The following is a 21,979-nucleotide window of genomic DNA, read 5'->3' on the forward strand; positions in this document are numbered from 1 at the left end:
CGTGTCCTGAGCCTATCCAACGTCCCCGCCGCCCACCGCGCCTCCGCCACCCTTCATTCACATTTCGCGTTCGGCAAACATGTCGTGGTGGACGTTTGTCCACCTGCTTTCCTAGGATCATGGCAAGGCGGACACCGTCAACACGCCCCCCGTGTTGCGGGTCCCGAACGGAGGACACGTGCCCACACACCGACTTCGACGCACCGTGCTGGCCTTTGCGGCCGCCGTGGGGCTGAGCCTGGGCGCCGCGTCGCCCGCGTTCGCCACCGATCCCGTGACCTTCAGTGGATCGCAGATCGTGGATCAGGTCGGGGCTCTCGGTTCCGAGAAGGCCGACCTCCAAAAAGACGTTGATGCCTTCCAAGAAAAGACGGGCGCGCGGCTTTACGTGGCCTTCGTCGACGAGTTCACGAACCCCACCACGGGTCGGGACTGGGCCACGGCCCTCGTGAAGAAGAACGGGTGGACCTCGAACAAGGTCGTCGTCCTCGCCGTCGCCACCAAGTCGAGCCCCCGCAAGTACTTCGTCGGGGCCGGCAGCGGGTCAACGCTGACCAAGTTCGATTCGAAGGCCGACACCGCCGTGGTGGCCAAGTTGAAGGACCAGGACTGGGCGGGCGCCGTGCAGGCGACCATCACGTCCTACGGCGGCTCCACCTCCAACTCCTCCGGATCGGGTTTCTCACTCATGACCCCCCTCATCATTCTTGTCATCGTTGGTCTCGGCGTCTTCCTCTTCGTGAGGGCCCGGCGCAAGAAGGCCCTCGCCGGTGGCGGCGGCCAGGGCCAGGTCGGCGGCCCCCAGGGTCGCGTCCCGAGCGCCGAGGAGATCGCCTCCCTGCGCCAGCAAGCGGGTCCTCTGCTCATCAAGGCCGACGACGCAATCCGCACCTCGGAGCAGGAGATGAACTTCGCGCTTGCCTCCTACGGTGATTCGGCCGTGGCGACGTTCCGCGAGGACCTCGACAAGGCCAAGGGCCAGCTCGCCGAGTCCTTCAAGCTCCAGCAGCAGCTGGACGACGACATCCCTGACACCCCGCAGCAGCAGTACGAGTGGCTCAGCCAGATCATCGCGCACTGCAACGCCGTCAACGACGAGCTCAACGCCCACAGCCAGGAGTTCGACGATCTGCGCCGCCTCGAGGCCCAGGCCCCTGCCCTCGCCGAGGAGCTTCGCTCCTCGCTTCCGGCCCTGAGCGGTCGCCTCGAGTCGGCCCGCGGCGGTCTCGCCGGCCTCGCCGCCGAGTACGCGGACTCCGCCGTGCGCCAGGTGCAGGACAACGTGCAGCAGGCCACGGAGCGCCTCAACTTTGTCGAGTCCTCCGCCTCCGGCGCCCTGACGGCGGCCCAGGCCGGGCGCAACTCCGAGGCGGCCGTGCAGGTGCGCGCCGCCCAGCAGGCCAAGGCCCAGGCCGAGGACCTCGTCGGCGCCGTGGAGTCCACGCGCCAGCGGCTCTCCGAGGCGAAGGCCCAGCTCACCGAGTCGGTGCGCGCCGGCGCCCAGGACCTCGCCCAGGCCAAGGCCGCCCTCGCGAACGGCAATCAGCTCGGCCTCGCCGGGCGCACCGCCGCCCTCGAGGCGGCCCTCAACCAGGTCCGCGAGCAGCTCTCCACGGGCCGCCCGGATCCCGTGGCCCTCCTCGCCTCCGTGGAGCAGGCCCGCGCCGGGCTCGACGAGCCCCTGGCCCAGGTCCGCGACCAGGCCGAGCAGGCCCAGCGCGCCGCCCAGGCCCTGCAGAGCGCCATCCGCAGCGCCTCGGCCAAGATCGAGGGCACGGAGGACTTCGTGAAGTCCCGCCGCGGCGTCGTGGGGGCCCAGGCCCGCACGCGCCTCGCCGAGGCACGACGCCTGCTCGACGACGCGATCGCGTCGGCCGGGCAGGATCCCCAGCGCGCGCTCGCCTCGGCCCAGCGCGCCGAGCAGCTCGCCGACTCGGCGGCGCAGGACGCCGAGCAGGACGTCCAGGGCTTCCAGTACGGCGGCATGGGTGGCTACGGTCAGCGTGGCGGCATGGGCGGCGGCTTCGGCGGCATGAACGGCGTGGGTGGTGCCGTGCTCGGCGGCATCCTCGGCAGCATCTTGACCTCCGGCGGTCACCATCACTCCGGTGGTGGCGACGGCGGTTTCTTCGGCGACGGCGGCTTCGGCGGTTTCGGCGGCGGCGGGGACTTTGGCGGTGGAGGCGGCTTCGGCGGCTTCGACGGCGGCGGTGGAGAGTTCTGATCTCTTTCGCTTCAGTTTTCAGACGCAGGAACAACGGAAAGGCACACAACGTGAGCAAGCAGTCCATTTTCGGTCGCATCGCCCAGCTGGCCAAGGCCAACATCAACGCCCTGCTGGACTCGGCCGAGGACCCCAAGAAGATGCTGGACCAGATGGTCCGCGACTACACCAACAACATCGCCGAGGCGGAGACCGCGATCGCCCAGACGATCGGCAACCTGCGCATGCTGCAGGATGACCACGCCGAGGACGTCCGCGCCGCCCAGGAGTGGGGCCAGAAGGCCCTTGCCGCCTCCCAGAAGGCCGACGAGTTCCGCACCGCCGGCAAGGCCCTGGACGCCGACAAGTTCGACAACCTGGCCAAGGTGGCCCTGCAGCGCCAGCTCTCCTCGGAGAACGAGGCCAAGCAGGCCGAGCCGACCATCGCCTCCCAGGAGGAGGTCGTGGAGAAGCTCAAGTCGGGCCTCACGCAGATGAAGGGCAAGCTCACCGAGCTGCAGAACAAGCGCAACGAGCTCGTGGCGCGCCAGAAGACGGCCCAGGCCCAGGCCGCCGTCAACGACGCCGTCAAGAGCATCGACATCATGGACCCGACCTCCGAGGTCTCCCGCTTCGAGGAGAAGGTCCGCCGCGAGGAGGCCCGCGTGCGCGGCCAGCAGGAGCTCGCGGCCTCGAGCCTCGACTCCCAGTTCGACCAGCTGCAGGACCTGGGCGAGCAGACCGAGATCGAGGCCCGCCTCGCCGCCCTCAAGGCCGGTGGCGCGCAGGGTCAGCTCAGCAACTGAGCCCACTCCCCCGCGGTCGGGGGAACGCTCACGGGGCGTCGGTTCGCGCACAGCGCGGGCCGGCGCCCCTCGCCGTTCCCGGGCCACGTGTGGGGCGTGTGGCGCGGCTCGGCCACCTGTGTGGCCTCCCGCTGCCCCCTCATGTCCGCTTACTGACCAGTAGGTCCGGACGCGGCACACGGGAGGGCAAGAAATCGGACCGGTTCTCAACCCGCTTCCCACACTGCCCGACGACGCGTGGCCGGCACGGCGGGCCGCTCAACGTTCACCGGGCATGGCAAAGGCCCTCGTCTTCGAGAAGACGAGGGCCTTGCTTTCGTTGCGGGGACAGGATTTGAACCTGTGACCTCCGGGTTATGAGCCCGGCGAGCTACCGAACTGCTCCACCCCGCGGCGATAAATCAACTTTAACCCACACGCCTTAGAAAGATCCAATCGCGAGGAAGTGCCCTTCCTCACACGGAGGATTCGCGGGCCGACCTCGAGACGAGGCGCTGATCGCCGGGACATGGCGAAGGCCCCTCTTCGAGAAGAGGGGCCTTGCTTTCGTTGCGGGGACAGGATTTGAACCTGTGACCTCCGGGTTATGAGCCCGGCGAGCTACCGAACTGCTCCACCCCGCGGCGATGACTCAAGCTTACCGCGAGGTGAGCCGCAGACCAAATCGGGGTGAGGTGGCGTCGCCACCTCACCCCGATCACGGCACCCGCACGGGGCGCCGAACGGCCTTAGTTGCTCGCGGACGGGCTCGGCGTGGCCGCGCCGTCGCTGGCCGGGGCCGAGGCCTCGGCGGACGGCTTGGCCTCACCCGAGGCCGCCTTGATGGCGTCGTCGGCCTCGGTGGCCGCCTCCAGCGCCTTCTGCAGCTTGGACTGGGCCGTGCCGTACTTGGCGAAGTCGCCGTTCTTGAGGGCCTCCTGGCCCTCCGCGATGGCGTCCTTTGCCTGCTTCAGCGCGGCGGTGAGCTTCTCCTGCTCCGTCTGGTTCGGCGTCGTGGTGCCGCCCTCGCTCGGGCCGGTTCCACCCTCGCCGGTCTGGGCGCCGGAGCTGCCCTTGAAGACCTGGTCGAGCGCCTCGCTCAGCGTGTCGGCGAAGCCCACCTGGTTGCCGTAGGAAACCAGCACCTTGCGCAGGGACGGGTAGCTCGTCTCACCGGTCGACTTCACGTAGACGGGCTGCACGTAGAGGATGCCGCCGCCCACGGGCAGGTTGAGCAGATTGCCCTTGATGACCTGCGCCGATCCGCCGGAGGTGCCCAGCAGGTTCAGCGTGGTCGAGACGTTCTGGTTCGAGTTGAAGTTCTGCTGCGCCTGGCCCGGGCCCGGCACGGGGTTCTGCGTGGGCAGCTTGAGCAGGGTCAGCTGGCCGTAGCTCTTGCCCTTTTCACCCGCCGTGGTGCCGGCATCGCCGTCGGCCGCAAGGAATCCGTACATCAGGTTGCGCTGATTGCTCGAGCCCGACTGCTGCGGGATGTACGAGGAGGTCAGCGAGAAGGAGTCGTTGCTGGCGTTGGGCAGCTTGAGCGACATGTAGTACGGCGGCTGCTTGGGGCTCACGGCCGCCGAGGCGGTCGCCGTCGGGTCGTTCGGAACCTGCCAGGCGTCGTTGCCGTCGTAGAAGGAGTCGGCGTTCGTCACGTGGTACTGGCCGAGCAGCTCGCGCTGGACCTTGAAGAGGTCCTCGGGGTAACGCACGTGCTCCATGAGCTCGGCGCTCATCTCGGAGATCGGCTTCACGGTGTTCGGGAAGACCTTCTGCCAGGCCTTCAGCAGCGGCTCCTCGGGCTCCCAGGAGTACAGCTCCACCTTGCCGTCGTAGGCGTCAACCGTGGCCTTGACGGAGTTGCGGATGTAGTTCACCTGGTTGGAGAACTGGTCCTGCACGGCGGCCGAACCGTTCGTCTGCGAGTCACGCACGGCATCGCCGAAGCTCTGGGACTTCGAGTACGGGTACTGGTTCGAGGTCGTGTAGGCGTCGACGATCCACTTCACGCGGCCGTCCACGATCGCCGGGTAGGCGGCGGAGTCCACCGTCAGGTACGGCGCCACGGCGCGCACGCGCGCCTGCGGGTCGCGGTCGTAGAGGACCTGCGATTTCTCGTTGACGGCGTCGGAGAGCATGAGGTCCATCGAGCTGAACTTCACTGCGTAGGCGAGGCGGTTGAAGAAGGTGCCGACCGAGGGGCCTCCGTCGCCGGAGAAGGTGTTGCGCACGTCCTCGCCGCCGTTGGATGAGGCGGGGCGATCCAGCTCGCGCGGCTCCCAGCCCTCGGGGCCGCCCACCACGGAGAACTCGGGCGAGTTCTGGCCGAAGTAGATGCGCGGCTCGTACTTGGAGTCATCGGCGAGGACGCCCTTGGAGGGGATATTGCCGAGCATGAAGTCCGGGTCGCCGGAGCTCGTGACGCGGTTGCCGTAGGCGGCCACCACGCCGTAGCCGTGCGTGTAGGTGATGTGCTTGTTCACCCACGAGGAGTTCGGCTCCTTGGCGTCCTTGTTCAGCTCGCGCGCCGCGATGACGGTGTCCTGGGTCTTCCCGTCCACGGTGTAGCGGTCCACCGCGAGGGTGTCGGGGAAGGTGTAGTAACCGCGCTGCTGCTGGATCTGCGAGAACGCCGGGGAGACGATCGAGGGATCGAGCAGGCGGATGTTGGTGGTCGTCGCGGCGTCCTTGGCCAGCGCGTCCTTCTCCGGGGAGGTCTTGGCGTCGTAGTCCTCCACCTTGACCTGGTCCAGGCCGTAGGCGGAGCGCGTCATGTCGATGTTGCGCTGGATGTACTGGCGCTCCATGGACTTTTGCGAGGGCTGCACCTGCAGCTGCTGAATGGCGGCGGGGTAGATCATGCCGGCCACGATGCCGACCACCACGATCATGGCCGCACCGATGAGCGGCAGGCGCCAGCGGCCCATGGCTGCACCGACGATGAAGAGCACGGCCACGGCGATCGCGGCAATCGCCAGGATGGTGCGCGTGGGGATCACGGCGTGGACGTCCGTGTAGAGGGCGCCCGGCACGCGGCCGGACTGGTTCAGCACGGTGTCGTACTGGGCCATCCAGAAGCTCACGCCCTGGACCACGAGGAACAGGGCAACGGAGACGGCGACCTGCCAGGTCGCGGCGCGCGTGATGTGCAGGCCGCCGCGGTCCTGCAGGCGGATCCCGCCGAAGAGGTAGTGCGCCACGATGCCCGCGAGGCCGCTGAAGAGCACCACGGAGGAGACGAAGCCGATAGCGAGCTTCAGGAACGGCAGCGTCGTCACGAAGAAGCCCACGTCGAGGCCGAACTGCGGATCGGTCTCGCCGAAGGGCTCGCGGTGCAGGAAGAGCTGCACGGTCTGCCAGCCGGTGCTGAGGGTGATGGCGGCAAACGCGCCGATCACGAGCGGCACGGCGATCATGGCGAGGCGGCGGGCCGACTGCACCTGGTGCTCGAAGCGCGCCATGGGGTCATCGGCGCGCTCGGACGGGGCGTAGACGGGGCGATTGCGCCAGACGAGGAAGAGCTGCACCCACACGGCCGCGCCCATGAGCAGCAGGCCGATGACGAACAGGATCACCTTGGTGAGGGTCTCGGTCCAGAACACGCCCGAGAAACCGAGCTGATCGAACCAGAGGACGTCGGTGTAGAAGTGGGCAAAGAGCACAAAGGCACCCACGAGAACCACGAGGCCGATGATCGCGGGGACCAGCGGACCCATCCGGCGAGGCGCCTCGGAGTCAGCGGATCCACCTCCGCCGTGGCCTGAGGTAGGGAAGGGGAAACTCGGTCCGGTACTCACGCAGGATCCTGTCAGTCGTTGACGTGCAACAGCTACACCCCGGCGCTAGGAAGCACCAAGGTGCGAGTTTCCATTCTGCCAGGAAAGTGGCCCTTGCCACGCACGACGGCGGGATACTCAGCTCAGGGCGCACCTCACCGCCCGCGCGCGGCGGGCTGGGGGACGGGCTGGAAGGTGCCCACGCGCCGTCGGGCACGTCGCCGACAGCGCCCGGCTTCCGGGACCTCTACGGGCCCGCGCGCGGGGCCCGCAGGGCCGGGACGCGGCTAGCCGCAGCGCTTGAGGCCGGAGGTGTCGGCACCGTCGGCGAGCTGCTGCAGCACCCCGCGGGCCTCCTTGAGCGTCGAGACGGAGTACACGTCGAGCCCGTGCGGCACGCGGCCCGCGAGCTCGGCGCAGTTGTCGGAGGGCGCCAGGAAGACCGTGGCGCCGGCGTCGCGGGCGCCCACGACCTTCTGGGCGATGCCGCCGATCGCGCCGACGTTGCCCTGGGTGTCGATCGTGCCCGTGCCGGCCACGTGCCGGTCGCCGGCGAGGCTGCCTGGCGTGAGTTCGTCGATGATGCCGAGCGCCAGCATGGTGCCGGCGCTGGGGCCGCCGATGTTCTCGATCGCGAAGTCGATCGTGAAGGGCAGCTTGAAGTCGGCGGAGATCACGACGCCGAGCGAGGGCTTGCCGTCCTGCCCCGTGCCGACGGCCAGCTGCACCTCCTGCTCCTTGCCGTCGCGGAGGATCGTGGCCGTGGCCGTGGCCCCGCTGCTCGCGCGCACGGCCTTCTGCAGGGACGCCGGATCGGTGATCGTGGCGCCGTTGAAGGTCAGGACAGTGTCGTTGTCCTTGAGGTTCTTGGCGTTGGTGTCGTTCGCGAGGCCCGCGATGACGGTGCTCGTGGAGTACTCGATCTCCAGCTCGTTGAGCGCCGCGAGGGTGGCCAGCTGCTGCGAGCCGGTCATCTGCACTGCCGACTCCGCCGACTGCTCCTCGGCCGTGGTCCCGGCGGGGTACTGGTACTCGCGCGGCACGATGTCCCGCACCGGGTCTAGCCAGGCAGCGATCGTCTCCAGGGCGCTCACGCTGCCGCCTGGCCGGCCCTGCGCCGACACGGTCGTCAGGTCGAGGCGGCTCTCGGACGGGTACGTCTTGGTCCCCGAGATCTGCACGATCTGCTTGCCCTGCCACTCCCCCAGGGTGTCCACGACCGGCCCGGGCGCCTCGAGCACGAAGGACGAGAAGCCGACCAGCGCCGCCAGCGACAGCACGGATGCCACCGTTGTGCTGCGGCGCATCCAGCGATGGGCCGGACTGCCCGGGCGGGCGGGGGTGACGGACACGGAGTTCTCCTGCTTCTGAAGGCACGACGGCGGGCGGCCGGGTGGGGAGCGACGCTGGCGTGCCGCTGGGCGCGGCCCGGGCGGCGTGCTGAGAGTGCTCCGGCGTCCCCGAGCACTCTACCGGCGGTGACTGAGGCTCTGCTGTGCCGTGAGCGAACCGCGGGCACCGCGCGGGGCCGCGCGAGTACCGTGGTGCCATGGCCGAGAACGATCACCGTCCAGACCCCGACGACGACCAGCCCCAGGATCCGCTCTCCCGCATGTTCGGGCAGTTCATGAACCAGGGCGGCGGCGGCATGCCGGACGCCTCCTCGATGCAGGCGATGTTCTCGCAGCTGCAATCCTTCTTCGGCGCCATGGCCGCCGGCGGGACGGGTCCAGTGAACTGGACCCTCGCCAAGGAGACCGCGCAGCGCGCCGTCGCCGAGGAGAGCACCGTGACGCAGGCCCAGGCCAGCGACGTGTTCGAGTCGGCCCAGCTGGCCCAGCTCTGGCTCGACGCCGCCACCGACTTCCCCGACGCCAACGGCCAGCCGCGCGCCCTGCGCCGCTCGCAGTGGGTCGAGGCCAGCCTCCCCCAGTGGCAGAGCCTGGCCGAGCCCGTCGCCGCCTCGGCGGCCGAGGCCGTCTCCGGCTCCCTCGCGAGCCAGATCCCGCCGGAACTGGCCGGCTTCATGGGGCAGGCCGGCGGCATGCTCTCCTCGCTCGGCGGGACGCTGTTTGGCGCCCAGCTGGGCGGCGCCGTGGGCTCGCTCGCCTCCGAGGTGCTCAGCGGCACCGATGCGGGCCTGCCGCTGGCCGGCAAGACGTTTGCGCTCGTCTCCCAGAACGTCGACGCCTTCATCGACCAGCTCGATCTCCCGCGCCAGGAGGTGGTCCTCTACCTCGCGCTGCGCGAGTCGGCCCACCTGCGCCTCTTCCACGGTGCCCCGTGGCTCCAGGAGCACGTGCTCGGCCTCGTCAAGGACTTTGCCTCCGGCATCAACATCGACACGAGCGCCATCCAGGAGCGCCTGCAGGGCGTGGATCCCACCGATCCCGCGGCGCTGCAGGAGCTCATGAGCGGCGGCCTCGTGGCCCCGAGCACCACGCCCCGCCAGCGCGCTGCCCTGGATCGCCTCGAGACCACCCTGGCGCTCATCGAGGGCTGGGTCGATGCCGTCGTCACCGCCGCCTCGACCAATCTGCCCTCGGCTCCGGCCCTGCGCGAGATGCTGCGCCGCCGCCGCGCCACGGGTGGCCCGGCCGAGCAGGCCTTTGCCGGGCTCGTGGGCCTCGAGCTGCGCCCGCGCCGCGCCCGCGAGGCCGCGGCGCTGTGGGAGAAGATCGCCGCCGAGCGCGGAGCGAGCGAACGCGATGCCCTGTGGGCCGAGCTGGGGCTCGTGCCCACGGCCGAGGATCTCGACGATCCCGACGGCTTCTTCGATCGCCGCGCCCTGATCGGCGCGAGCGACGACGAGTTCGATGCCGCGCTCTCGGCCTGGCTGGACGGCACGCCGGAGGGCGAGAAGCCGGAGGGCGAGGGCCCGGACGAGCCGACGCCTGGCGACGGCGACACCCCGCGGGCGTAGAGCCCCGCACCGCAGCACCACCGCGGGCCGCGAACCATGCTTGAAGCACGGTTCGCGGCCCGCGCCGCGTCGATGGCGGACCCGCCGCGAGGCGCGTGGGGCTCGCGTTCGGCTGCCTCCCGGATGCCGCCGGACGCCGCCGGCTCAGTAGCGGCCCCAGTCCCCGTCGTCCTCGTCCGGCTGCCAGTCCCGCATCCAGTCCTCGTCCGGCTCCGCGGCCGGAGGCGGCGCTCCGCTCGGGCCTCCGGCCCTGGCGGTGGCCCACTCGACCCCGTGCAGGAAGGCGTGCGCCTCGGCGTGGCGCGGGTAGCAGGCCTCGAGCGACTTGAAGTACGGGCCGTGCCCGTCGTCGGCGATGAGGTGCGCGAGCTCGTGCACGAGCACGGCGTCCTGGACCCAGGCCGGCATGTCCCGCAGGCGCTCCGAGACCCGGATGCTGCCGTCCACGGCCGTGGCCGAGGCCCAGCGGCGCTGCTGGTTGCCGACCCAGCGCACGGAGCTGGGCGCGGCGCGGCCCTCGAGGTAGCGCTCGCTCAGCGCCCTGGCCCGTTCAAGGAGCTCGCCGTCGCTGCGCGGAACGCGGGTCTTGCGCTTGAGCATGCGCTCCAGCATGGTGGCGACCCATTCCTCCTCCTCGGCAGCGCTCAGGCGCGCCGGGATGGAGACCACGGCCGTGCCGTCCCGCCACGCCGCGGAGACGGTGCGCGTGCGGCGCGTGGAGCGCACCACCTTGACCCGCAGGCCGTCCTGCCTGGTGAACTCGCGTTCGCGCTGCGCCATGGTGACGCTCCCTCCTTCGACCGCCGGTGCCCGGCGTGAGCGGCCGGCGATCCCGCCCGTTCTTCCCCCACGACGCTACCGCCCCGAGGCTCCCTGCCGCGCACCGCGCAGCCCCCGCGGTGGAGCGTTCGCCGCGGTGAGGGAAACGGCGGGCGCCGGGCGGCCGGGCCGCTCCGCCGCCGCTGTGGATAACCCGGGCGGGCCGGGGCCCGGCCGTGGCAGGGTGTGCCTCCCGGCGCCGCAGGGGTGCCGCCAGCCAGGCCGCTCGCGGCCCAGCCCCAGGAGGAAGCATGCGGATCAATCCCAGCTGGCGCGTGAGCTGGCCCGACGAGCACACCGTCCGCGTCGGTTCCGGCCCCGAGGCCCTCGTGCTCGCCGACGTGGCGCCGCCACTAAGGCGCTGGCTCGAACGGCTCGCGCGGGAGGGTCTCTCCGACGCCGCCCTCGCCGGTGCGCCGGAGGAGCTCCGGGCGCTCGTCGGGCGCCTCGCCCCGGCCCTCATGGAGGACGCGGAGGAGGGCGCCGCGGCCCGCGCCGTGCCGGGGCTGGCCGGCGACCGCCTGCGCAGCGACGCCCACGCCTGGGCCTCCGCCTACGGCCCGGGCGTGGGCAGGGTGCTCGAGCGCCGGCACCGGGCCCACGTCTGGATCTCCGGCCTCGACCGCTGCGGGCTGTCCCTCGCGCTGGAACTGGCGGCGGCCGGCGTCGGGCGGCTCAGCGTGAGGGACCGCGGCAAGCTGGAACCCGGGGACCTGGGCGGCACTCCCCTGCGCCTGACAGAACTCGGGCTTCCCCGCTCGGCGGCGCTCGCCCGCCACGTGGGGAGGCTCTACCCCCACACCCATGTGCTGGCGCCCGTGGCGCTCCACGACGCCGTGCGCGGCATCGACCTGGCCGTGCTCGTATGCCGGGACGGGCTCGCGGCGCGCGACGTCGCCCGGCTCAGCGCCGCCGGCGTGGCCGCCCTGCCGATCGTGTTCCACGAGTCCGGCTTCTCGGTGGGGCCGCTGCACCTGCCCGAGGCGCCGGGCTGCGCCGCGTGCAGGTGGGAGGCCTGGCCCCTCGCCGAGGAGCCGTCCGCCGCGGCCGACGGCTCTCCCAAGACCAGCCCGCAGCCGGAGGAGGCACCCGAGACCACCTCGGCGCTGCTCGCCGCCGCGCTGGCAGCCCAGAGCGTCGTCATGGTCCTGGACGACGTCAACCTGCCGAGCCTCGTCGAGGGGCGCTACGTCTGCACCCTGGGCTCGGCGGCCGTGCACTTCGAGCCCCTGCCGGCCACGTGCGGGCACCGCCTTGCCGCCTAGTCGGAGCTGGTACCGCGGAAGGCCGACCCCGCGCTGGGCTCGCCACCGACACCGCGGGCGGTGCGCCCCTCAGACCGCTTCCTAGCGCAACCCGGCGAGAACGGAGAGCAGGTCCTCCCCGAAGCGCTCGAGCTTGGAACGGCCGATGCCCGGAATCGCCAGGAACTCCTGCGGCGTGCGCGGCATCTCCTCGGCGAGCGCCATGAGCGTCGCGTCGGTGAAGATGACAAACGCCGGCAGGCCCGCCTCCTTCGCGGCGCCGGAACGCCACTCGCGCAGCGCCTCAAACACGCCCTCGTCGTAGCTGGACGGGCACGTGGAGCAGCGGCGGAGCTTGCGCTCGCTCGGCGTCTCCAGGGTGGCGCCGCAGACGCGGCAGCGCACCGGGCCCGCCGCGCGCTTGCCGCGCCGCGCGCCCGCCTCGAGGCGTTCCTCGCCCCGGCCGGCGGGGGCGAGGCCCTGCAGGAAGCGCGTGCGGCGGCGGCGCCCCCGCCCGCCCGTGGTCCGCGAGAGCGACCAGCTCAGGATGATGCGGCGCTGGGCACGGGTCACGCCTACATAGAAGAGCCGGCGTTCCTCGTCCACGTCGGCCTGGGTCTGCGCGAAGGAGATGGGCATGAGGCCCTCGCTGAGCCCTGCCAGGAAGACGACCTCCCATTCCAGGCCCTTCGAGGAGTGCAGCGAGGCCATCGTGACGCCCTCGACCACGGGGGCATGAGCGGTCGCCGCGCGCGCCTCGAGTTCGCCGGCGAAGGCCTCCATGGTGAGGTACTCCCCCTCGCCCCGGGCGGCATCCAGTTCGTCGGCGAGCGCCACCAGCGCCGCGAGGGATTCCCAGCGCTCGCGCACGGCACCGGCCGCTGTGGGGGCGTTGGGCTGCCAGCCAAGCGAACCGAGCAGATCGCGCGTGAGCGTGGTCGCGTGTTCGAGCGGGGCGTTGCGCGCCGAGGAGCGGATCTGGGCCAGGCCCTCGCGCACCTCCCGGCGCTGGAAGAAGCGCTCGGCGCCGCGCAGCTGGTAGCCGATCCCGGCGGTGGACAGGGCGCGCTCGATCGCCTCGGACTGCCCGTTGGTGCGGTAGAGCACCGCGATGTCGCGCAGGCGCGTGCCCTCCTTGGCGAGCTGGGCGATGCGCTGCGCGATGAACGCCGCCTCCGCCTCGTCGTCCGGCAACTCGTGGTACTCGGGCTCCGGGCCGGCCTCGCGCTGGGCGATGAGTTCGAGGGGCTTGGCCCAGAGCGCGCCGCGCTGCTCGAGGCCGCGCTCGGGATGGCGCGAGGAAAGCAGCCGGTTGGCCAGGTGCACCACCTGAGGGGTGGAGCGGTAGTCGCGCACGAGGTGGACCTCGCGGGCGCCCGGGTGGGTGCGCGTGAATTCGAGCAGATGGCGCGGGGTGGCGCCCGTGAAGGAGTAGATGGTCTGGCTGGGATCGCCGACCACGCAGACCTCCCCGCGGCCACCCACCCAGAGATCCAGCAGCCGCTGCTGCAGGGGCGAGACGTCCTGGTACTCGTCCACCGTGAAGTGCCGGTACTGCGAGCGCACCTGCGCCGCCACGCGTTCGTCGTCCTCGAGGATGCCCACCGTCAGCAGGAGCACGTCCTCGAAGTCGATGAGGCCGCGGTCGTTCTTGACGTCCTCGTAGGCCTGATAGACGCGGGCGAGCGCCTGGTGATCGAGCTCGCCCACGGCGTCGCGGCGAATGGACGGGGCCGCATAGCTCTCCGGCGTGAGCATGGAGACCTTGGCCCACTCGATCTCGCCGGCGAGGTCGCGGACGGTGGCGCGGTCGGCGGGCAGGCGCAGGCGGCGGGCCGCCTCGGCCACGAGCGGCGCCTTGTGGTCCACGAGCGAGGGCAGCAGTCCGCCCACGGATTGCGGCCAGAAGTACTGCAGCTGCCGCAAGGCGGCGGCGTGGAAGGTGTGGGCCTGCACGCCGGCGGCGCCCAGGCCGCGCAGGCGCGTGCGCATCTCCGCGGCGGCGCGGGCCGTGAACGTCACGGCGAGCACCTGCTGGGGCACGTATTCACCGGCGGCCACGCCGTGGGCTATGCGGTGCGTGATGGCGCGGGTCTTGCCCGTTCCGGCGCCGGCGATGACGCACAGCGGCCCGTGGAGGGTGCTCGCGACCTCGAGCTGCTCGGCGTCGAGCCCGGCGAGGATGCGCTCGGTCTCCGCGCTCACTTGCCCTCCCCCGCGCCGTTGCCGCCGTTGGGGTCCACGGCCGGGGCGGCGGGCGGCTGGGGCAGCTCGCCGCCGAACCAGCGGCCCAGCAGCGCGCCGGCGATGGAGATCCCGCCGGGGATGCCGATGCGGCCGGACTCCACCTCCGCCGCCAGCTCGGCGCGCGTAAACCAGCGTGTGGAGACGATCTCCTCGCCGTCCGGCGTGGAGTCGGTGCCGAGCGCCCGGGCGGTGAAGCCAAGCATGAGGGAGGCGGGGAAGGGCCAGGGCTGGGAGCCGGCGTACACGGGGGCGTCGAGGCGCACCCCCGCCTCCTCCTGCACCTCGCGCGCGGCCGCCTCCTCGAGGGATTCGCCCGGCTCCACGAAGCCGGCGAAGAGCGAGTAGCGATCGCCGCCCCAGGCGGCGTTCGCGCCGAGCAGGACGCGGTCCTCGTCGTCCGTCACGAGGACGATGACGGCCGGGTCGGTGCGCGGGAAGTGCTCGGTCCCCTCGGCGGTGCAGCGCAGCACCCAACCGGCGTCGATGGCCTCGGTGGGGGCGCCGCAGCGCGCGCAGAAGCGCGTGACGCGGTGCCAGTGCACGACGGCGCTCGCCTGGGTCAGGAGCGCCGCCTCGCCGAGCGGCAGCTCGGCGCCGACCTCACGCAGGCCGGCGAGCGCGGCGCCGCGCGCCGCCGCCACGGGGGCGAGGGCCTCCTCGGTGACGGCCGCGGTCACCCAATCCACGCCGTCGAGCCGTCCGAGCCAGACGAGCGTGCCGGCGGCGGCCAGCTCCTCCCGGACCTCCGAGGCCAGCGGCGCGGCGAGGGTCGCGCCGAGGACGGGGGTGCGCCCGCCCGCCAGCAGGAGCGCGCGCGTGGCGGGCGCCTCGAGGGCAGCGTCAAGCCAACCCTGGGAGCGGCGGTCCTCGTCTCCCCTGTCCACGGCCCCTCCGGTCAGGAAGAGCGGGCCGAGGGATCCGGGCGCGGGAGAGGAGGCAAACGTCATGGTCTCCACGGTAGTCCGCCGGGGCGACGCGGCCTCCATCGGGACGCGCCGCGGGGGCGCAACTGCGCCCTCTTCGGGGCCTGTGAGGGGAGGCTCACACGACGCCCGCCGCACACTCAAAGCGCGACGCGCCGGGGTTTCCCGGTCCGCGGGCCCGCACAAGCACGTACGGTGGGCACGTGAAGCGCTCCCCTCTCGACCTCGCCGCCGTCGCCACCGCCGCCGTCCCCGGGCTCAGCGCCACCAGCGTGGGCTGGCTGCCGGACGACCGCGAGGACTTCTCATCCGCGCTCGTCATCGACACGCAGGGCGGGCGCTGGCGCGTGCGCAGCCCCCGCCACCTCGAGGCCAGCGTCCGGCTCGAGACCGAGCTGCGCGCCCTCGGCGGACTCTCGCCGGCCATCCGCGCCACCCTCCCCTTCTCCGTGCCCTCCGTGGCCGGTACGGTGCGCCGCGGGGAGCTGAAGACCTTCGTCTATCACCACCTCGATGGACACGTGCTGGGTCTCGACGAGCTCGCCGCGCACCCCGACGACCTGGGCGCCCAGGTGGGCCGCGCGATCGCCGCGATCCACGCCATGGATCGCGAGACGCTCGAGCGCGCCGGACTGTCCGGCGAGAACGCCGAGGAGCACCGGCGCGCCCGGCTCTCCGAGTTGGACCAGGTCGCGGCGAGCGGCCTCGTCCCGGCCCGTCTCCTGCGCCGCTGGGAGGCGGCCATGGAGGACGTCTCGCTCTGGCGTTTCAACGCCTGCGCCGTCCACGGCGATCTGCACGAGGAGCAGCTCTTCGTGCACGAGGGCCGGCTCGTGGCCGTGACCGGTTGGTCGGATCTGCACGTCGGCGACCCCGCCGAAGACCTGGCCTGGCTCCTCGCGCTCGAGGACCAGCGCGTCATCGACCGCATCGTGGAGGCCTACAGCTCCTGGCGCGGAGACAAGGCCGATCCGCACCTCATGACGCGCGCGACGCTGGCCGCCGAGTTCGCGCTGGCCCGCTGGCTCGCCCGCGCCGTCACGCGCGGGGACCAGGCGCGCATCGACGAGGCGGTCGCGCTGCTCAACGAGCTGGACGCGAACCTCCGCGAGCTCGGCGACAAGCCCATCGGCCTCGTCGAGGCCGCTCCGGAGCGCCCGGCCGCTGCGGCGCCCGTCGCCAAGGTCCAGGTGCTCGACGACGCGGGGGCGCCTTCCGCCGCCGGGTCCGGTGAGCGCGGGGCGGAGCCGGAGGCCGCCGAGGCTGCGGCCTCGGCGCCGGAGCCCGAGGAGCCTTTGGCCGAAGATTCCGCAAACGAGGCGACGGCGCCCGAGGTCATCGATTCAGAAGACGAACCGTCCGGAGCCGGCGATGCGCAGGCCCCCGAGGAGCAGCGCTCCGAGGACGACGCACAGCCTGCCGACGTGGACGAGGCGGACGCGGCCCCGAAGAACGCCCCGGCCGCCGAGGAGCGCAGCGCCGACGGTGCCGCCGCGGCGAGCGACTCGGAGGAGCCCGGCGAGGGCCAAGCCGACGACGATGCCGCCGGTGCCGTCATCACCGACGCCGACGTGGCGGAACCGCCGACGGAGGCGATCGCCGTGGTGCGGCCAGAGGACCACACCAAGCGCTCCTAGCCCCGCTCGCCTCAGCGCCGAAGCGCCGCATCCAGCTGCGAGAGCTTCCGCTCGTGGTCGGCGTTGAACCACCCGAGCGGGCGCCAGCGGCGGCGGAAGGCCGCCAGCTCGAGGCCCCCGAACTCCCCGCTGCCCGGCGCCGTTTCGACGAGCAGGACCGGGGGTTGCCAGCCGCTCTCCTGCAGACCGGCGATGACCCGCCGATCCACGCGCACCGTGCGCGCGAGGCCGCGCACCTCGACCGCCCGCGGGGTGATGTCGACGCGCCGCGTGAGCATCCGCCACGCAAGCCACAGCAACGCCGCGCCGCCGGCCACGCAGGCGACGGTGGCCGTGAGCTTCTCGCCCCACGGCAGCTCGGCGCTCAGCGTGCCGGGCGCCCATCCAGGCAAGGGGTCCCCGCCGCCGAGCCACGCCGGGACGCGGACGACCCACACCAGCGCGCCAGAGCGGACGAGAAGCACGCCGAGCGCGCAGGGCAGCACGGCCTGGAGCACGCGGAACATGAGATGGGGGCGCAGCCTCACGCGCTGCGCCGCGGCGGACTCCATCAGGCCCGCGGTTCCCGATGACGCCACTCGGAGCGCGGGAGTTCGCAGTAGCCGAGCACCGAGATGAGCTTCTGTTGCGCCCGCTCGGCTCTGGCCACGAAGGCGCCGGCCGAGCTCGGATCGGCGCTCGCGAGCCCCAGCTGCTTGGTGAGGACCGTGCGGCCCGTGGGATCGCGGCGATCGCGCCACACGAGGTAGGCCGGTTCGCCCGGCGACGCGGCCACGCCCACCACGTCGGCGCGCGCCACGCGCAACGAGCCGAGCTGTCCACGCACGATCACCTCGTGCTGCGTGACCTTGATGCTCTGGCGCAGGAGCGCGAAGTAGATGAAGAGGACGAGCAGCAGGAACACGCCGCCGACGCCCATCATGGCCGGCGCCCCTCCGGAGGAGATCTGATCCCCCGTCCCCCTGGCCTGCGAGACGGCGCCGAAGAGGAACAGCAGCGCCCCCACGCCGCCGAGCAGCCCGATGACGATCCAGAGCAGCACCCTGGCGCCCTTCGGTACGCCGATCCTCACGGTCGCGCCGCGGTCCCCCACGCTGTAGCCGTCCATGCGTTCCCCCCTGGTGCACGGTGCGGGCCCGGCCCGCCGATCACTTCGGTTGGCCCAGTGTAGGCGGGGACTCCCCGGCCCGCGCGGGAGCCCGCCGGGCCGGCCGTTCGCGCCCCGGCTCGCCGCTAGCCCAGGTCGCCGAGCAGCACGGCGAGCCGGTCCAGCCGAGCGTCGATGGCATCGGCCAGGCCGGGTGGGGTGTCCCGCGATTGGGCGAAGGCGGCCAGCAGCATCGAGTGCTGGCCCCCGGCCGCATCCGTCCACCACAGCGTGGGCCACCACGCGCTGGCGGTGTGGATGCCCTCGACCGCCTCCCTGGGGATGGTACGGTCACGCAGGACGGCGCGGACCCGGACCCGGCTCTCGGACACGTCGACGCCGCAGCGCTGGAAGCGGAATCCGAGGGCAAGCGAGGCGAGCCCCACGGCGACGAACACCGCCGAGACGATCGCGAACCCCGTGGCGTCGAACTCCTCCGCCGCGCTTCCCTCGTCCTCGGACGTGGTCTCGCAGGCCGCGCGACACGGGGGCCAATCGAGGGCGTTCTCCGGCAGCACCCCGGCGGCCATGAGCACGGAGGCGCAGCTCAGGGCGGCGACGAGGACGCTCACGAGCACCACGCGCCGCCGCAGGCCCGGCGGCACGTCAATGCGCTCGTGGTCGCCCTCGAAGCGAGCCATGTGCCCTAGGACCCGCCGCCGGGCGCCTGCGCGGCATCGAACAGGCCGGAGATGATCGCCTCGAGCGCCTCGGCATCGTCGAGCCGCTCGGGGCGCACGGTGCGCCCGTCCGCTACGTAGTAGAACGCCGCGTCGATGGACTCGAGCGGGATGTTCTTCAGCCGCGACCAGGCGAGCCGGTACACGGCCAGCTGCAGGGCCTTCTTGGGCAGCTCGGTGGGGTTCGGGACGCGGCCGGTCTTCCAGTCCACGAGGTCCCAGCGACCGTCCGCCGTGCGGAAGACGGCGTCGATGCGGCCGCGCACGCTGACGGGGCCGATGCGCGTCTCCACTGGAGCCTCCACGAAGACCGGCTGGCGCTGGGCCCACTCGGAGGCGAGGAACTTCTCGCGCAGCCCATCGAGCACCGGACCGTCCACGGCGGCGACGTCGGCGAAGAACTCCTCGTCGTCCAGGTCGAACATGCCCACGCGGCCGTAGTGCTCCTCGACCCAGGCGTGGAAGACGGTGCCCTGACGCGCGGCGACCCCCGGGCGGTGCGGCACGGGGCGGCGCAGGTCCTGTTCCACCGCTTCGTGGTTATCCGCCGCCTCGACGAAGAGCGAGGCGCGCACGTGGGCGGGCGGGAGCAGCGCCACGGGCTTCGCGGCGTCTGCACGCTCGGCCAGGAGGGCCCGCGCCTCGCGGTCCCACTCCTCACCGTCCGCGGACCGAGGCTGCGGGATGCCGGCGCCGGCCAGCAGCTGCGCGCGCAGCTCGGCGACGTCGGCGGCGGCGGCCTCCATGGCCGCACGACGGCTGAAGGCCGGGGCCTCCGGCTCGCGTTCCCCACGCGTGATGATGGGCCCGGCGAGCGGGTCGTAGGGCCACTCGCCGCGCAGCGCCTCGCCCGCCGCTGGGTTCGTGTCCGGCGACTCCTCCGTCTCGGTCCAGGGCCCGCGGACGGCGAGCGGCTCGCCGTCCTGCGACTCGAGTAGGGGCAGGAGGTCCTCGAAGAAGACCGACGGCGCCACTGGCTCCTTGTTCGTGCCGTTGAAGCGCGTCGACGAGCACCACAGCAGGCCGCGCCCGCGGGTCAGCGCAACGTAGGCGAGCCGGCGTTCCTCGCGCTCGGCGTGGCGGGCCACCTCGTGGCGGTAGCCCTCGATGACCTCCTTGGTCTTGGCGTCCTTCTTTCCCTCCTCGAGGTCCCGCAGCTCGGCCTGATGCTCGGCCACGGCGGAGGGATCCTCGAGCGCGGTGAACTGCGGCAGCTCGTGCCGGTCGCCGCGGAAGGGCCAGGGCAGCTCGGTGGAGCCGGAGGTCCAGCGGGTCACGCGCGAGCTGGGGAAGGTGCCAGTGTTCATGGCCGGCACGGCCACGATGTCCCATTCGAGGCCCTTGGAGGCGTGCACCGTGAGGATCTGGACCGTGCCGTCCGTGGCCGGCTCCGGCACGGTGGGCAGGCCTCCCTCCTTCTCGCTCGCGGCCTCCAACCACTCCAAGAAGGTGGTGATGTCCGGGGCGTCGTCGCCGCCGTCGAAGTGCGCCACGACGTCCGCGAAGGCGTCGAGGTGGCGGCGCGCGGCCTGCGGCTCGAGGCCGGGCTTGGCCGCGAGCTCCACGTCGAGGCCAAGCGTGCGCACGATCTCGCTCACGAGCAGCGGCAGCTCCTCGCCCGTGAGCAGGCGCAGGCGGCGCAGCTCGTCGCGCAGGGCGGACAGGCGCGCGTGGGCGGCCTCCCCGAGCGTGCGCCCGGCCGAGGACGTCCACGAGCGCGAGGGCAGGTTCTCGAGCGCCTCGATGAGGCTCGGCTTCTCGATCACCTCGGGGCCGTCGGCGTGGCCGCGGTCCTCGGGGCGCGCGCCGTCGGGTGTGTCGAAGTCGGCGGCGACGAGGTGCGCCGCCGCCCAGGCGCGGCGCCTGGCCCTGAACTCGGCGAAGTCGGAGAGCACCATGAGATCGGCGGGGCCGATGCGCCAGCGCGCGCCGGCGAGCAGCCGCAGGAGCGCGTCCGAGCGCCCGGGATCGGAGAGGGCCCGCAGCGTGGCCACGACGTCCTGGACCTCGGGCGTGGCGAGCAGGCCACCCAGGCCCACGATCTCCACGGGGATGCCGCGCTCGCGCAGGGCCTGGGCGATGGGCTCCATGCTCGCGCGCTTGCGCGTCAGCACGGCGACGCTCGGCCACGCCCCGTGGCGGTCGGCGGCGCGGAAGGCCTCGCGTTCCACCAGCAAGAACTCGGCGAGCGCCTCGGCCTCCTCCTCCGTGCTCTCGAGCCGGGCCAGCACGAGCCGCCCCGGCGTCGCGTCCGGGCGGGGCGTCAGCTCGGGCACGCCCAGGCGGGCCGGCCGCGGCAGGGTGACGACGCGCGGGGCGAGCTCGCGCGCCTGCGGCTGCGCCGCGTCGTCGGGCACCTCCGCCGCGGGTTCCGGGGCCGCGGCCCCGCGGCCCTCCAGCCCGGGCAGGCGCCCGCTGATGGGCGCCGAGACGGCGTTGGCGGCGGCCAGGAGCGCGACGTCGTTGCGCCAGGCAGTGGTCAGCTCCAGGTGGCCGGCCGGCCGGGTCTCGCCTCCGGGAAGGCTCAGCGTGAAGCGATCGCGGAAGGCCGCCAGCTGCCCGGCGCTCGCGCCGCGGAAGCCGTAGATCGACTGGTTGGGGTCGCCCACGGCGGTGACGGCGTGGCGGCCGTCGGCGAAGAGCCGAGCAAAGAGCTCGATCTGCGCGTGCGAGGTGTCCTGGAACTCGTCGAGCAGCACCACCTTGTAGCGCGAGCGGTAGGCGGCGGCCACCTCGGGACGCTCGGCGAGCCGGGCCGCGAAGGCCACAAGATCGCCGTAGTCCATGACGCCGCGCTTGGCCTTCGCCTGTGCGTAGTCCCCGGCCAGCCGGGCCACGATCGCGCGGGCTCGCAGCGTCCCGATGAGGTCGATGGGATTCTTGCTGCGGGCCGTGGCCCCGAAGGGCAGCTCCTCGATGCGGTCGGCGCGCTCCTGCAGCCACTCGATCGTGTCGGCCGGGTCCACGAGGTGCTCGGCGGCCTGGCCCGCGTAGTTGAGCACCGCGTCGATGAGCGTGGAACGCGCGCCGAGATCCTCGTGCGGGCCGTCGTAGGCGTCCACCACGCGCGTGGCGAGCTGCCAGCACTGGGCCGGCCCCCACAGCGGCGCGTCCGGCTCGAGCCCCAGGCGCATGCCGTGCTCGGCCACGAGGGTGTGGGCAAAGGAGTGGTAGGTGGAGACGGAGGGATCCATGCCCAGGTCCCCCGCATCCTCCCCCGCGAGCGCCCCCAGGCCCGTGCCGCGCAGCGCGGCCAGGTGGTTGCGCAGGCGCGCCGCGAGCTCGCCGGCGGCCTTGCGCGTGAAGGTCACGCCGAGGATCTCCTCGGGGCGGGCGAGGCCGTTGGCCACGAGCCACACCACGCGGTCGGCCATGGTCGCCGTCTTGCCGGAACCCGCGCCGGCCACGACGAGCAGCGGCTCGAGCGGCGAGACGATGACGGCGCGCTGCTGCTGCGTGGGCGGGTGATTGCGAAGGGCCGCCGAGAGCTGGGCCGGGTCGCGGACGTCGATGTCCGCGGCGGAGGGGGACTGGCTCATGGGGGCACCTGCTTCTGACGGGGTCGGGGAGGGGCGGGAGGAGTCGCGCGGGC

The 21,979-nt window shown here is 72.6% G+C and carries 14 protein-coding genes and 2 tRNA genes; 5 read left to right on the plus strand and 11 right to left on the minus strand.

Annotation, left to right across the window (positions count from 1 at the left end):
- Positions 1–178 precede the first annotated feature (178 nt).
- Both DWB68_RS06425 and DWB68_RS06430 read left to right on the plus strand, forming a co-directional pair.
- Positions 179–2,224 (plus strand): TPM domain-containing protein, encoded by a 2,046-nt coding sequence (locus DWB68_RS06425; protein ID WP_158588226.1) that lies wholly within the window; start codon positions 179–181, stop codon positions 2,222–2,224.
- Between the two features lie 50 nt (positions 2,225–2,274).
- Positions 2,275–3,009 carry a PspA/IM30 family protein gene (locus DWB68_RS06430; RefSeq protein ID WP_119424325.1) on the plus strand — a complete coding sequence of 245 codons (735 nt, stop codon included), beginning with the start codon at positions 2,275–2,277 and terminating at the stop codon, positions 3,007–3,009.
- A 319-nt stretch (positions 3,010–3,328) separates the two neighbouring features.
- On the opposite strand, the gene DWB68_RS06435 is transcribed toward DWB68_RS06430, so the two are convergent.
- The 4 genes from DWB68_RS06435 to DWB68_RS06450 all read right to left on the minus strand — a co-directional run bounded on the left by DWB68_RS06435 (position 3,329) and on the right by DWB68_RS06450 (position 8,119).
- Positions 3,329–3,402: transfer RNA gene (locus DWB68_RS06435), tRNA-Met, on the minus strand.
- A gap of 156 nt (positions 3,403–3,558) precedes the next feature.
- Positions 3,559–3,632, minus strand: a tRNA-Met gene (locus DWB68_RS06440).
- Positions 3,633–3,737: 105 nt separating this feature from the next.
- Positions 3,738–6,707, minus strand: a complete 2,970-nt coding sequence (locus tag DWB68_RS06445; protein ID WP_119424326.1) for a UPF0182 family membrane protein — start codon at positions 6,705–6,707, stop codon at positions 3,738–3,740.
- A 347-nt stretch (positions 6,708–7,054) separates the two neighbouring features.
- Positions 7,055–8,119, minus strand: a complete 1,065-nt coding sequence (locus tag DWB68_RS06450) for a YlbL family protein (RefSeq protein ID WP_119424327.1) — start codon at positions 8,117–8,119, stop codon at positions 7,055–7,057.
- A 197-nt stretch (positions 8,120–8,316) separates the two neighbouring features.
- On the opposite strand from DWB68_RS06450, the gene DWB68_RS06455 reads away from it, so the two are divergent.
- Positions 8,317–9,690: a zinc-dependent metalloprotease gene (locus DWB68_RS06455; RefSeq protein ID WP_119424328.1), complete on the plus strand. Its 1,374-nt coding sequence runs from the start codon at positions 8,317–8,319 to the stop codon at positions 9,688–9,690.
- Positions 9,691–9,834: 144 nt separating this feature from the next.
- Here the strand turns inward: DWB68_RS06455 and DWB68_RS06460 are convergent, their stop codons facing one another.
- On the minus strand, positions 9,835–10,470 hold the full coding sequence (locus DWB68_RS06460; RefSeq protein WP_119424329.1) for a M48 metallopeptidase family protein: 636 nt from the start codon (positions 10,468–10,470) through the stop codon (positions 9,835–9,837).
- A 290-nt stretch (positions 10,471–10,760) separates the two neighbouring features.
- On the opposite strand from DWB68_RS06460, the gene DWB68_RS06465 reads away from it, so the two are divergent.
- Positions 10,761–11,774: a ThiF family adenylyltransferase gene (locus DWB68_RS06465; protein ID WP_119424330.1), complete on the plus strand. Its 1,014-nt coding sequence runs from the start codon at positions 10,761–10,763 to the stop codon at positions 11,772–11,774.
- Between the two features lie 81 nt (positions 11,775–11,855).
- On the opposite strand, the gene DWB68_RS06470 is transcribed toward DWB68_RS06465, so the two are convergent.
- Together DWB68_RS06470 and nudC are read right to left on the minus strand one after the other, a co-directional pair.
- On the minus strand, positions 11,856–13,958 hold the full coding sequence (locus DWB68_RS06470) for an ATP-dependent DNA helicase UvrD2 (RefSeq protein WP_119424331.1): 2,103 nt from the start codon (positions 13,956–13,958) through the stop codon (positions 11,856–11,858).
- Positions 13,955–14,947: an NAD(+) diphosphatase gene (gene nudC / locus DWB68_RS06475; RefSeq protein ID WP_119424378.1), complete on the minus strand. Its 993-nt coding sequence runs from the start codon at positions 14,945–14,947 to the stop codon at positions 13,955–13,957. The genes DWB68_RS06470 and nudC overlap by 4 nt, the downstream gene beginning before the upstream one ends.
- Before the next feature lie 179 nt (positions 14,948–15,126).
- On the opposite strand from nudC, the gene DWB68_RS06480 reads away from it, so the two are divergent.
- Positions 15,127–16,560: a phosphotransferase gene (locus DWB68_RS06480; RefSeq protein ID WP_119424332.1), complete on the plus strand. Its 1,434-nt coding sequence runs from the start codon at positions 15,127–15,129 to the stop codon at positions 16,558–16,560.
- An 11-nt stretch (positions 16,561–16,571) separates the two neighbouring features.
- Here the strand turns inward: DWB68_RS06480 and DWB68_RS06485 are convergent, their stop codons facing one another.
- The 4 genes from DWB68_RS06485 to DWB68_RS06500 form a co-directional block, all read right to left on the minus strand.
- Positions 16,572–17,111: a hypothetical protein gene (locus DWB68_RS06485; RefSeq protein ID WP_119424333.1), complete on the minus strand. Its 540-nt coding sequence runs from the start codon at positions 17,109–17,111 to the stop codon at positions 16,572–16,574.
- Positions 17,111–17,668, minus strand: coding sequence for a hypothetical protein (locus tag DWB68_RS06490; protein WP_119424334.1), 558 nt, complete (start codon positions 17,666–17,668; stop codon positions 17,111–17,113). The genes DWB68_RS06485 and DWB68_RS06490 overlap by 1 nt, the downstream gene beginning before the upstream one ends.
- A gap of 125 nt (positions 17,669–17,793) precedes the next feature.
- Positions 17,794–18,348: a PH domain-containing protein gene (locus DWB68_RS06495; protein WP_119424335.1), complete on the minus strand. Its 555-nt coding sequence runs from the start codon at positions 18,346–18,348 to the stop codon at positions 17,794–17,796.
- A 5-nt stretch (positions 18,349–18,353) separates the two neighbouring features.
- Positions 18,354–21,926 carry an ATP-dependent helicase gene (locus tag DWB68_RS06500; protein WP_119424336.1) on the minus strand — a complete coding sequence of 1,191 codons (3,573 nt, stop codon included), beginning with the start codon at positions 21,924–21,926 and terminating at the stop codon, positions 18,354–18,356.
- Between the last annotated feature and the right edge of the window lie 53 nt (positions 21,927–21,979).

Origin of the sequence: Galactobacter valiniphilus (assembly GCF_003575975.1) — a bacterium.
In the GTDB taxonomy this organism is placed as follows: domain Bacteria; phylum Actinomycetota; class Actinomycetes; order Actinomycetales; family Micrococcaceae; genus Galactobacter; species Galactobacter valiniphilus.